General features: G+C 57.6%; 14 protein-coding genes. 6 read left to right on the top strand and 8 right to left on the bottom strand.

All coding sequences use genetic code 11. The features are described from left to right. Positions 1 to 236 precede the first annotated feature (236 nt). From C1Y42_RS23090 to C1Y42_RS23105, 4 genes are all read left to right on the top strand, one after another. Positions 237 to 2387, top strand: coding sequence for a lysine decarboxylase LdcC (locus tag C1Y42_RS23090; RefSeq protein ID WP_104094478.1), 2151 nt, complete (start codon positions 237 to 239; stop codon positions 2385 to 2387). Positions 2388 to 2462: 75 nt separating this feature from the next. Continuing rightward, entirely contained in the window at positions 2463 to 2852 is a 390-nt protein-coding gene (locus C1Y42_RS23095) for a VOC family protein (protein ID WP_058770579.1), read from the top strand. Positions 2853 to 2906: 54 nt separating this feature from the next. After that, positions 2907 to 4205 (top strand): tRNA lysidine(34) synthetase TilS, encoded by a 1299-nt coding sequence (gene tilS / locus C1Y42_RS23100; RefSeq protein WP_104094479.1) that lies wholly within the window; start codon positions 2907 to 2909, stop codon positions 4203 to 4205. 15 nt (positions 4206 to 4220) lie between these two features. Then, a complete protein-coding gene (locus tag C1Y42_RS23105) occupies positions 4221 to 4529 on the top strand; it encodes a cytochrome c (RefSeq protein ID WP_031279691.1) in 309 nt (102 codons plus the stop codon). Between the two features lie 39 nt (positions 4530 to 4568). On the opposite strand, the gene rof is transcribed toward C1Y42_RS23105, so the two are convergent. Next, positions 4569 to 4832, bottom strand: coding sequence for a Rho-binding antiterminator (rof, locus tag C1Y42_RS23110; protein ID WP_021507471.1), 264 nt, complete (start codon positions 4830 to 4832; stop codon positions 4569 to 4571). Continuing rightward, positions 4819 to 5019, bottom strand: a complete 201-nt coding sequence (locus C1Y42_RS23115; protein WP_021507470.1) for a YaeP family protein — start codon at positions 5017 to 5019, stop codon at positions 4819 to 4821. Before C1Y42_RS23115 ends, rof begins: the two co-directional genes overlap by 14 nt. Before the next feature lie 216 nt (positions 5020 to 5235). Here C1Y42_RS23115 and arfB point away from each other — a divergent pair, with 216 nt between their 5' ends. Beyond that, on the top strand, positions 5236 to 5646 hold the full coding sequence (arfB, locus tag C1Y42_RS23120) for an alternative ribosome rescue aminoacyl-tRNA hydrolase ArfB (RefSeq protein WP_021507469.1): 411 nt from the start codon (positions 5236 to 5238) through the stop codon (positions 5644 to 5646). 32 nt (positions 5647 to 5678) lie between these two features. Here arfB and proS read toward each other — a convergent pair whose 3' ends face one another. The 6 genes from proS to metN form a co-directional block, all read right to left on the bottom strand. Further along, positions 5679 to 7397 (bottom strand): proline--tRNA ligase, encoded by a 1719-nt coding sequence (proS, locus tag C1Y42_RS23125; protein WP_058759538.1) that lies wholly within the window; start codon positions 7395 to 7397, stop codon positions 5679 to 5681. A 91-nt stretch (positions 7398 to 7488) separates the two neighbouring features. Further along, positions 7489 to 8196, bottom strand: a complete 708-nt coding sequence (gene tsaA / locus C1Y42_RS23130; protein WP_104094480.1) for a tRNA (N6-threonylcarbamoyladenosine(37)-N6)-methyltransferase TrmO — start codon at positions 8194 to 8196, stop codon at positions 7489 to 7491. Then, a complete protein-coding gene (gene rcsF / locus C1Y42_RS23135; protein WP_021507466.1) occupies positions 8193 to 8594 on the bottom strand; it encodes an Rcs stress response system protein RcsF in 402 nt (133 codons plus the stop codon). Before rcsF ends, tsaA begins: the two co-directional genes overlap by 4 nt. Positions 8595 to 8721: 127 nt before the next feature. Then, positions 8722 to 9537 carry a MetQ/NlpA family lipoprotein gene (locus C1Y42_RS23140; protein WP_021507465.1) on the bottom strand — a complete coding sequence of 272 codons (816 nt, stop codon included), beginning with the start codon at positions 9535 to 9537 and terminating at the stop codon, positions 8722 to 8724. Between the two features lie 37 nt (positions 9538 to 9574). After that, positions 9575 to 10228: a methionine ABC transporter permease MetI gene (locus C1Y42_RS23145; RefSeq protein ID WP_021507464.1), complete on the bottom strand. Its 654-nt coding sequence runs from the start codon at positions 10226 to 10228 to the stop codon at positions 9575 to 9577. Next, positions 10221 to 11252 (bottom strand): methionine ABC transporter ATP-binding protein MetN, encoded by a 1032-nt coding sequence (gene metN / locus C1Y42_RS23150; protein ID WP_104094481.1) that lies wholly within the window; start codon positions 11250 to 11252, stop codon positions 10221 to 10223. Before metN ends, C1Y42_RS23145 begins: the two co-directional genes overlap by 8 nt. 188 nt (positions 11253 to 11440) lie before the next feature. On the opposite strand from metN, the gene gmhB reads away from it, so the two are divergent. Continuing rightward, complete coding sequence (gmhB, locus tag C1Y42_RS23155; RefSeq protein WP_104094482.1) at positions 11441 to 12001, top strand: D-glycero-beta-D-manno-heptose 1,7-bisphosphate 7-phosphatase; 561 nt, start codon at positions 11441 to 11443, stop codon at positions 11999 to 12001. Positions 12002 to 12202: the final 201 nt, after the last annotated feature.

The raw sequence follows: 12202 nt of genomic DNA on the forward strand, positions 1-12202 counted from the left end.
TCTACGAAGCAGGCTTTATGCCCAGGGGGCGCCCCCATCTCACCAGCAACTTCCCGATGATCAGTCGGGGATCATCATACCCGGAGGAGAATGATCGGGATATAAGGGGCGCCATTCATGGCGACCTGAGATGCCTCGCTGACAAACATCAGGCCAACAACGGCGCTATTCCGGAACATTCACCCGCCACTTTTCGCTATCCTTATTCCGTGCCACAACACCACAGGAGGTGAGCATTGAATATTATTGCGATCATGGGACCGCACGGCGCGTTCTACAAAGATGAACCGATTCGCGAACTGGACGCGGCGCTGAAGCTGCAGGGTTTCCAGACCGTTTATCCCAACAATGCCAGCGACCTGCTGAAACTGATTGAACACAACCCGCGCGTCTGCGGGGTGATATTTGACTGGGACGACTACAGCCTGGCGCTGTGCAGCGACATCAATCAGCTTAACGAATCACTGCCGCTGTATGCCTTCATCAACACCCATTCGCAGATGGATGTCAGCATTAATGAAATGCGCATGGCGCTGCACTTCTTCGAATACGCGCTCAACGCCGCTGACGATATTGCACTGCATATCCGGCAGTACACCGATGAGTACATCGACAAAATTATGCCGCCGCTGACCAAAGCGCTGTTCACCTACGTCAAAGAGGGGAAATACACCTTCTGCACGCCGGGCCACATGGGCGGCACGGCGTTTCAGAAAAGCCCGGTCGGCAGCCTGTTCTATGATTTCTTCGGCGCCAACACGCTGAAAGCGGATGTATCGATCTCGGTCACCGAACTGGGCTCGCTGCTCGATCACACCGGTCCGCACCTCGAAGCAGAAGAGTATGTGGCGCGTACCTTTGGCGCTGAACAGAGCTATATGGTCACCAACGGCACGTCGACTTCAAATAAAATCGTCGGAATGTACGCCGCACCGGCCGGCAGCACGGTGCTGATTGACCGCAACTGCCACAAATCGCTGACTCATCTGCTGATGATGAGCGACATCATCCCCATCTGGCTCAAACCAACGCGCAACGCCCTGGGCATTTTGGGTGGCATCCCTAAGCGCGAATTCACCCGCGACAGCATCCAGCAGAAAGTTAACGCTACCCCGCGCGCCAGCTGGCCGGTGCATGCGGTCATCACCAACTCAACCTACGACGGCCTGCTGTATAACACGCAATACATCAAACAGACGCTGGACGTGCCGTCCATCCATTTCGATTCCGCCTGGGTGCCATACACCAATTTTCACCCTATCTACAGCGGCAAAAGTGGCATGAGCGGCGAGCGCATTCCCGGCAAAGTGATCTATGAAACCCAGTCGACCCACAAACTGCTGGCGGCGTTCTCACAGGCGTCGCTGATTCACATCAAGGGCGATTACGATCACGACACCTTCAACGAAGCCTACATGATGCACACCACCACCTCGCCGAGCTACGCGATCGTCTCTTCGATTGAGACCGCGGCGGCGATGCTGCGCGGTAATCCGGGCCGGCGGCTGATTAATCGCTCGGTGGAGCGCGCGCTGCATTTTCGCCGCGAGATCCAGCGGCTGCGCGAAGAGTCTGACGGCTGGTTCTTTGATATCTGGCAGCCGGAGCAGGTGGATGAAGCCGAATGCTGGCCGATTCAGCCGGGCGACGAGGCGTGGCACGGCTTTACCCACGCCGATCGCGATCATATGTATCTCGATCCCATCAAAGTCACCATTCTCACGCCGGGCATGAGCGAACTGGGCCAGATGGCGGAAGAGGGCATTCCGGCCGCGCTGGTGGCGAAATTCCTCGACCAGCGTGGCATCGTGGTGGAAAAGACCGGGCCGTACAATCTGCTGTTCCTGTTCAGCATTGGCATCGATAAAACCAAAGCGATGAGCGTGCTGCGCGGACTGACGGAGTTCAAACGCGCCTACGATCTCAACCTGCGGGTAAAAAATATGCTGCCGGATCTCTATGCTGAAGATCCTGACTTCTACCGTAACATGCGCATCCAGACGCTGGCGCAGGGCATTCATCAGCTGATCCTGCAGCACGATCTGCCGCGTCTGATGCTGCGGGCATTCGACGTTCTGCCGGAGATGAAGATGACGCCGCACCAGGCGTTTCAGCGGCAGGTGCAGGGGCAGGTGGAAACCGTGGACATTCGTGAGCTGGTTGGGCGGATTTCAGCCAACATGATCCTGCCTTATCCGCCAGGCGTGCCGCTGGTGATGCCGGGCGAGATGATTACCGAACAGAGCCGGGCGGTGCTGGATTTCCTGCTGATGCTCTGTACCATCGGGCGGCACTATCCCGGCTTTGAAACGGATATTCACGGTGCCACGCTCACCGACGACGGTCGCTATCTGGTGCGCGTGCTGCGTGACGAGCCTGCGCGCTAACTTCAGATAATTGCCTCTTTTCAGCGTCGCGCCGGGCACGTAGGCTAAGCGGCTCAGAATACTTTCGGAGCCGCTATGCTGCAGATAAAACAGATCCACCACATCGCCATTATTGCCACCGATTATCAGCGCAGTAAGGCGTTTTACTGCGACGTGCTGGGCTTTGAGCTACTGGGCGAATACTATCGCGCTGAGCGCGACTCATGGAAAGGCGATCTTGGCCTTAATGGCGTCTATACCATTGAGCTGTTCTCGTTTCCTGCGCCGCCGCCGCGCGTCAGCGGGCCGGAAGCGTGCGGGCTGCGCCATCTGGCGTTTTGTGTGGATGATGTCGAACAGTCGGTTGCCGCGCTGGCAGAAAAGGGCGTGGTGTGCGAGCCAATCCGCATCGATGCTCTCACCGGTAAAGCCTGCACCTTCTTCCCCGATCCGGATGGTTTGCCGCTGGAGCTGTATCAGGCGTAAAATAGCGCGCGCAGTGAGCCGCAATCCGGCGGTTCACCTCAACGGAATGCGTGCATGTCCTTTTCTCATCTTGCTGCGCTGCTGCCAGCCGATGCCCGCTGCGTGCTGGCATTCAGCGGCGGGCTCGATTCCAGCGTCCTGCTGCATCAGTTAGTGAGCTGGCAACGCCAGCAGCCGCAGCTGCGCGTGCGCGCATTACATGTGCATCATGGTTTAAGCCCCAACGCCGATCGCTGGGCGGCGCACTGCCAGCAGCAGTGTCAGCAGTGGCACATTCCCTGTGAGGTGCTGCGCGTGCAGGTGGACGCTCGCGCCGGCGGGATCGAAGCCGCAGCCCGCACGGCGCGCTATCAGGCGTTATTTAGTCATCTGCAACCCGGTGAGTACTTACTTACTGCTCAGCACCTCGATGACCAGGCTGAAACGCTGCTGCTGGCGCTGAAACGCGGCAGTGGTCCGGCTGGTCTGGCGGCGATGCCGCAGCAGCGGCAGGTCAACGGCCACTGGCATCTGCGCCCGTTGCTCAACCTCAGCCGTCAGCAGCTGGAAGCTTACGCTGTCGGGCACCAGCTGGACTGGATTGACGATGAGAGCAACGCTGACCGTCGCTACGATCGCAATTTCCTGCGCCAGGACGTGCTGCCGCTGCTGCAGGCGCGCTGGCCGCACTTCAGCGCGGCCAGTGCCCGCAGCGCAGCGCTATGCGGTGAGCAGGAGCAACTGCTGGATGAGCTGCTCAGCGAGCAGCTGGCGCAGCTGACCGATGCCCAGGGCGCACTGCATTTTCCGCCGCTGCTGGCCTGTAGCGAGGCACGGCGGCACGCGCTGCTGCGGCGCTGGATTAGCGAACGTGGTGGTGCAATGCCCGCGCGCGACGCGCTGCAGCGCATTACCGACGAGGTGATGCACAGCCGTGAAGATGCGCAGCCGTGTCTGCGCTTTGGCGCGCACGAACTGCGGCGCTACCGGGAACGGCTTTACTGGCTGCCGCGACAGCACTCACTGAGTCAGCACTCGCTAACCTGGCAGCCGCAGACGCAGCCATTAATTTTGCCTGATGGGCTGGGTGAACTGCGCGCCATTCCGGCGCAGGCGGAACTGCGCCAGCCGGCGGCGGATGAGCAGGTTATTGTGCGCTTTCAGGCCCACGGCTATCACCATGTTGTCGGCCGGGCTGGTGGTCGCGAAATGAAAAAACTGTGGCAGGAGCTGGGCGTCCCGCCGTGGCAGCGCGAACGCATTCCGTTGATTTACTACAACCAGACGCTGATTGCTGCGCCGGGGCTGTTTGTCACCCGCGCAGGCGCGGCGGGCGAGACGCAAGGCTGGCAGGCGATCTGGTCAACACCCTAAAAAGGAACAGCAATGATGAAACAGTGGATTGTCGCGGCGCTACTGGCTGCTGCGCTGCCGGCGTTTGCGCAGGGCGACGTCAAGGCTGGCGCGCAGAAAGCCGCCAGCTGTATGGCGTGCCATGGCGCGGAAGGTAAGAGCGCGGTGCCGCTTTACCCTAATCTGGCCGGGCAGCATGCGCCCTACCTGCTGCATTCGCTGCAGGCCTACAAAAAAGGCGAGCGCAGTGGCGGTCAGGCAGAGGTGATGAAAGCCTTTGTGGCCGGGTTGAGCGATCAGGATATGGATGATTTAGCGGCGTACTACGCTTCGCTGCAGCCTTAAGCGAGGTGGGCGGGAATAGCTTTCCCGCCCGGGGAGAGATTATTCGTCTTCGCTGACGATAACGGTGCCCAGCTCAGGATGGCTGAAGCTGGCGATGTGGTCGAGGCGCAGCTCGCGCGTTTCACCGGAGAGGTCGACCGCAAGATACTCGACGTTTTTACGTGAGACCATGTCCACGGCTTTCGCTTTCAGCTGGTCGCCGTTTTTGAGCTCCAGCGACAGCGTCCAGTGTTTGGTACAGGCGAGCTCGAGGTTGTCGTAATCATCACAGTTGATGGGTTTGTAGGCTTCATTCGTCAACATAGTCGCTCACCAATAAGTTTGCAGCGGCATACGCTGCCTGTTCCCTGACAGAAGAGTTTAGCGCAGAATTAGCGGCAATATCATTGAGTGCTTTCAGTGCGCATCCGATCGCGTCTGGCACATACCCCAGGTCGCCGCTGCCAATCCCGGCATACTTCTGGCGAACTAACTCACAATACTTTTGCACATACACCTCCTCAGCAGAGCATCAATACTCTGGTTGATATGCGACTATATCACAGGGGTTCGCTGGAAATCAGCCAGGGGGCGCAGGGAAGGTGGCAAAGAAAGGGCAAAAAGTGACAGCCAGCACTGGTCTCAGCCAGCCTGGCGGCGCACAAAAGGTTAAGTTGATGAACAGGTTATTTCCGGATACAACGGCGCTGATAACGGCAGGTGGCAGATGATTGTGCTGTCACGTAGTGTTTCAATTGCGGACAATGAAGTGGAGCTCAGTGCCATTCGCGCTCAGGGCGCGGGCGGCCAGCACGTCAATAAGACGTCGACCGCTATCCATCTGCGTTTCGATATTCACGCCTCGTCGCTACCGCCGTTTTATAAACAGCGGCTGCTGGAGGCGAACCACCATTTGATCAGCGCCGATGGCGTGGTGATTATCAAAGCGCAGGAGTATCGCAGCCAGGAGATGAACCGTGAAGCGGCGCTGCAGCGGCTGATCAACCTGATACGCGAGCTGACAACGGTGGAGAAAGTGCGCCGCGCGACGCGCCCGACGCGGGCGTCCAGAGAGCGGCGGCTGGAAGGTAAATCACGACGCAGCAATGTGAAGGCGCTGCGCGGCAAGCTACGCTAAAAAAAACGCCTCCGGCAGGAGGCGTCAGGGGATTACTTGTTGAGTGCGCGGCTGAGGAAGTCGACGATGTCGTGCTGCTTAATCATCTGCTTCTCGCTGGCGGCGCGGGCTTTGTACTCGATCTCCTGGTTATCCAGGTTGCGATCGCCAATTACAATAGTGTGCGGTACGCCAATCAGTTCCATATCGGCGAACATCACGCCCGGACGCTCTTTACGATCGTCAAGAATGACATCGATGCCTTTGGCGCGCAGCTCGTTGTACAGCTGTTCCGCCAGCTCTTTCACGCGGAAGGATTTGTGCATGTTCATCGGCAGAATCGCCACTTCGAACGGTGCCAGCGCCGCTGGCCAGATAATCCCGCGCTCGTCGTGGTTCTGTTCGATAGCCGCCGCCACGACGCGGGTGATACCGATACCGTAGCAGCCCATGGTCATGATCTGATTGCGACCATCTTCACCCTGTACCGCTGCTTTCATCGCGTCCGAATATTTGGTGCCGAGCTGGAAGATGTGGCCAACTTCAATGCCGCGCTTAATCATCAGCACGCCTTTGCCATCCGGGCTCGGATCGCCTTCTACCACGTTACGAATATCTTCTACGCGTGCTTCTGGCAGATCGCGGCCCCAGTTGATGCCGGCATAGTGCTGGCCATCAATGTTGGCGCCTGCTGCGAAGTCACTCATTTTTGCCACGGTGCGGTCAGCAATCACCGGGATGGTCAGACCGACCGGACCGAGAGAGCCAAAACCGGCACCGATGGCGGCGCGAATCTCTTCCTCGCTGCCCATTTCCAGTGGCGCGGCCACAATGTCCAGATGCTCGGCTTTGATTTCGTTGAGCTCGTGGTCGCCGCGTAACAGCAGCGCAACCAGCGAATGACCGCTCTCTTCGCTGGCTTTCACGATCAGCGTTTTCACCGTTTTTTCTACCGGGATCTGGTGCTGTTCGACCAGTTCGGCGATGGTTTTCGCGTTTGGCGTAGCGAACTGCGTCAGCGCCTGCGTTGCCGCCGGGCGCTCACCGGCAGGAGCCAGCGCTTCGGCTTTCTCAATGTTGGCCGCGTAATCGGACTCGCTGGAGAAGATCACATCATCTTCACCACTCTGCGCCAGCACCTGGAACTCATGCGAGCCGCTGCCGCCAATCGAACCGGTATCGGCCTGTACGGCGCGGAAATCCAGCCCCATGCGGCTGAAGCTCTGACTGTAGGCGCGGTACATCGCATCGTAAGTTTCCTGCAGCGACTCCTGCGAGGTGTGGAACGAATACGCATCCTTCATGATGAATTCGCGCGAACGCATCACGCCAAAACGCGGGCGTACTTCATCACGGAATTTGGTCTGGATCTGATAGACGTTGAGCGGCAGCTGCTTATAGGAGCTCAGCTCGTTGCGGATCAGGTCGGTGACCACTTCTTCATGGGTCGGACCCAGCACGAACGGACGTTCGTGGCGGTCTTTAATGCGCAGCAGCTCCGGGCCGTACTGCTCCCAGCGACCGCTCTCTTCCCACAGATCGGCTGGCTGAACCACCGGCATGGAGATCTCAATCGCACCGGCGTTGTTCATCTCTTCGCGCACGATGTTTTCAACTTTTCGCAGCACGCGAATACCGGTCGGCAGCCAGGTATAGAGACCGGAAGCCAGTTTGCGGATCATACCGGCGCGCAGCATCAGCTGGTGGCTGATCACTTCAGCATCGGAAGGCGTCTCCTTCAGGGTGGAGAGCAGATATTGAGTAGTACGCATTAATTTACGATTCCAGTTGTACGGAAGGATACGAACAAAAAATTTGCTGGCGGCTAGTGTACCAGCGAGATCCGTCACTCAAAAGCTTGTTTTAGCGCGGATCGAGCGCGATCACCTCGGTTCCCGCCGCGTCAATGCGCCAGCGCACATTAAAGTCGAGCAGCCAGGCTGCATATTCACGGCCAGGGCTTTCACCTTTGCGATAAGCCGGGCGCGGATCCTGCGCCAGCACTTCAGTGATAAAGCGCGCCAGCTGCGGGTAGTGGCGTTGCTGCTGTTGCAACTGCTGCTGCGCCTGCGCGGAGAAACGCACCGGCATGCTGGCGTCGGGCGCGCTCTGGGCGAAACCCGCGCGCGCCTCAGGCAGCGCTTCGGCGAAGGGCAGGTAAGGCTTGATATCCACCACAGGGGTGCCGTCCACCAAATCGAGGCTGCCTAATTGCAGAATCACCTGTTGCTGCTCGCAGCGAATGCCTTTGAGCTCAACCAGCGACATGCCGATAGGATTGGGGCGAAAGGTCGAGCGGGTGGCAAATACGCCGATGCGGGCATTACCGCCGAGGCGCGGCGGGCGTACGGTTGGGCGCCAGCCGCCGGCCATGGTCTGGTGAAAGACGAACAACACCCACAAATGGCTGAATGCCTCCAGTCCGCGCACCGCTTCCGGCTGGTTATACGGCGCCAGCAGATGCAGTTCGCCACCGCCGTCCTGCACCAGACCCGGCTGGCGCGGTACGGCAAATTTCTCTTTCCACGGCGAACGGATCACGCCGATTTGCGCAAAGGCAAATTCACTCATTGATTGGAGACTTTCAGCGCGGAGCCCTGGCATACGGCCTGGCGATAGCAGCCTGGCGTGCTGGAGACAATTTCACACTTGTGCAGCAGCACGGCGTTGGCTTTCATGCCAGCCGCTTTAATCTGCAGGCGTTTACGCGCGGTATTGAGGTTCGGCGGCGAGTCCTGGGTGCTGCTCTGGCAATCATCACCCGACACTTCACCCAGATCGCGGAACGGATTGCTGACCAGATCGGTCGCATCGGTATAGATCTTCACCGGGGCCGGACGCGCAGCCGGTTTGCGTTGAGGTTCGCTGGTTGATTGCTGCGGGCGAGACGGAGCACTGCTTATTGGGTGATATTCACGCACGCACCCGGTCAGCATCAATGCCAACAAGCAGAGCGGTAAAAAACGCATGGCAACATCCTCATGTAATAAAAAGTGGCGTTATTGAAACAAGGACGACCAGAAATAACAAGTCAGCTGCCACATGCTGAAATAGAAAGGGCGGCCGAAGCCGCCCTGCACCGCATGAAAGGGATAATTACCAGCCTTTCACTGCGCCGCCGTTGAAGATTTTGTTGGCGGCTTCAGACACTTCGTCTGACTGATAAGCCTCAACAAACTTCTTCACGTTCTCCGCGTCTTTGTTGTCTTCGCGGCTAACGATCAGGTTCACGTACGGCGAGTCTTTATCTTCTACGAAGATGCCGTCCTTCGCCGGGGTCAGGCCAATCTGGCTGGCGTAAGTGGTGTTGATCACCGCCAGCGCAATCTGCTGATCGTCGAGTGAACGTGGCAGCTGTGGCGCTTCCAGCTCAACAATCTTCAGGTTCTTTGGATTCTCAGTGATATCCAGTGAGGTTGGCAGCAGGCCCACGCCATCTTTCAGTTTAATCAGGCCCACTTTCTGCAGCAGCAGCAGAGAACGACCGAGGTTGGTTGGATCGTTCGGGATAGCGATCTGCGCACCGTTCTGCAGCTCATCCAGCGATTTGATTTTTTTCGAGTAGCCGGCAATCGGATAAACGAAGGTGTTGCCGACCGGCACCAGTTTGTAACCGCGGTCTTTGATCTGCTGATCGAGGTACGGCTTGTGCTGGAAGGCGTTAACGTCAATATCGCCTTTGCTCAGCGCTTCGTTAGGCAGCACGTAATCGTTAAAGGTAACCAGTTCAACATCGAGACCGTATTTCTCTTTCGCGACTTTCACGGCAGTTTCCGCAACCTGCTGCTCAGCCCCGACAATCACACCCACTTTAATGTGGTTGGGATCTTTCTCTTTCTGATCGCATCCTGCCAGCGCAATCGCGCCAATCAGAGCACCCACAGCGGCAATCTTTTTAAATGTGAAAGACATATCCTTTCCTTAATAGAGGACTATTGATGTTGTTTGCTTATTTATGTGACACCGCACGCACGATGCGGTCACCACAGAACTGAATTAAATACACCAGCACCACCAGCAAAATCAGCACGGTATTCATCACGGTGGCGTTATAGCCGATGTAACCATACTGATAGCCAATCTGGCCCAGACCGCCCGCGCCCACAGCACCGCCCATGGCGGAGTAGCCCACCAGCGTAATCAGGGTAATTGTAGCGGCATTCACCAGCCCTGGCAGCGCTTCCGGCAGCAGCACCTTACGCACGATCTGCAGCGGTGTGGCACCCATGGCGCGCGAGGCTTCAATCAGTCCGGTCGGCAACTCAAGCAGCGCGTTTTCCACCATACGGGCGATAAACGGCGCTGCGCCCACGGTCAGCGGAACGATGGCCGCCTGCAGACCAATAGAGGTGCCGACGATGGCGCGGGTAAACGGAATCATCCACACCAGCAGGATAATGAAAGGAATAGAACGGAAAATATTGACGATGGCTGACAGCACGCGATACAGCGCAGTGTTGGCCAGAATCTGCCCCGGACGCGTGACGTACAGCAGTACGCCAACCGGCAGGCCAAGCACAAAGCCAAAGAAACCAGAAACGAAGGTCATCATCAGCGTTTCCCAGACGCCACGCGTCAGTAACCACAGCATCGCTTCAGACATAACCCAGCACCTCTACTTTCACATGATTTTCTTTCAGCCAGGCAATAGCGGCTTGTGTATCTGTTTCACTGCCGTCCATTTCGGCCAGCATGATGCCGAACTTCACGCCACCGGCGTAATCCATCTGGGCACTGATAATGTTGTTATTGACGTTGAAACGGCGCGCGGCTTCTGACAGCAGCGGCGCATCCACCGATTTACCGGTGAACTCCAGTCGCAGCAGCGGCACGCTCTCGCTGCCCGCGCTCGCCTGCATGCGCTGCTGGTAATCATCCGGAATATCCAGATGCAGCGTTGACTGAATAAACTGCTGGGCCAGGGGCGTTTTCGGGTGGGAGAACACTTCGCTGACGCTGTCTTTTTCAATCAGTTCGCCGTTGCTGATCACCGCTACCTGATCGCAGATGCGTTTCACCACATCCATCTCGTGGGTGATCAGCAGAATGGTGATACCGAGACGACGGTTGATGTCTTTCAGCAGCTCCAGAATCGAGCGGGTGGTGGCCGGGTCCAGCGCGCTGGTGGCTTCATCACACAGCAGAACCTTCGGATTGCTGGCCAGCGCACGGGCAATCGCGACGCGCTGTTTCTGACCGCCGGACAGATTCGCCGGCCAGCTGTCGTGTTTGTCCGCCAGACCGACCAGCTCCAGCAGTTCGCTGACGCGCTTTTTGATCGCCTCGCGTGACAGGTTACCCAGCTCAAGCGGCAGCGCAACGTTGCCCGACACGGTGCGGGAGTTCATCAGGTTGAAGTGCTGGAAGATCATGCCAATCTGGCGGCGCGCCAGTGTTAACTGCCCGGAAGAGAGCGCGGTGAGATCCTGACCGTCAACCAGCACGCGACCGGATGTCGGGCGCTCCAGCAGGTTGACGCAGCGGATGAGCGTACTTTTACCGGCACCGGATGAACCGATGACGCCATAAATTTGTCCGGCAGGCACGTGCAGGCTAACGTTTGACAACGCCTGAATAGTGCGTGAACCCTGCTGGAACACTTTGGTTATATTTTCGAGTATAATCATTAGTTTAATTGTTATCGTGTTGCGTTGTCCGTGGTGTATCGGTCTTCGCGCCGCCGGGGCAGGCGAAATCTGGATGGATGGTAAGGCATCCAGACGGCTAAATCAATCAAAGTCATTCAATCTGCCATTCTCACGGTACGCGCAATCATGCGATACTGCGCGGCACTATTTGCAGCAGGAGTTTCTACGTGGCGAACCCAGTCCCGGCTATTTTTCTCGATCGTGATGGCACCCTGAATGTCGATCACGGCTATGTTCATGAGATCGATAATTTTCAGTTTATTGATGGCACCATTGAAGCGCTGCAGGCGTTAAAGAAGATGGGCTACGCGCTGGTGCTGGTGACCAACCAGTCTGGCATCGCGCGCGGCATGTTTACCGAAGATCAGTTTATGCAACTCACCGAGTGGATGGACTGGTCACTGGCCGATCGCGATGTCGATCTCGACGGCATCTATTTCTGTCCGCATCTGCCTGATGCAACGGTCGTGGAGTACCGCCAGACTTGCGATTGCCGCAAGCCGCAACCGGGCATGCTGCTTTCGGCGCAGAAACACCTGAACATCGATATGGCAGCTTCTTATATGGTGGGCGATAAGCTGGAAGATATGCTGGCAGCGCAGGCGGCAGGTGTGGGAACCAAAGTGCTGGTGCGCAGTGGTAAGCCGGTCACAGCCGAAGGCGAAGCGGCTGCGGATTGGGTGATTGATAGTCTCGCAGAGCTGCCGGCGCGCATGAAAAAGGTCTGAAATCAGGCCTTCTGCACAAATCTTAAGCGAACAGTAAAAAAGTTGAAATTTGCACTTGCGCTTCCATAAGTTCGCCCTATAATGCGCCACCACTGAGACGGCAAAGCGGCAACGCAGGCGGCTCAGCAGGGCGTGAAGTGATTCACCCCGCCGGAGAAAAACGCTGAAAAAAGTGTTTGACTCTGAAGGAGGAAAGCGTAA

The organism is Pantoea sp. ICBG 985 (assembly GCF_002928365.1).
Taxonomy (GTDB): Bacteria; Pseudomonadota; Gammaproteobacteria; order Enterobacterales; family Enterobacteriaceae; genus Pantoea; species Pantoea dispersa.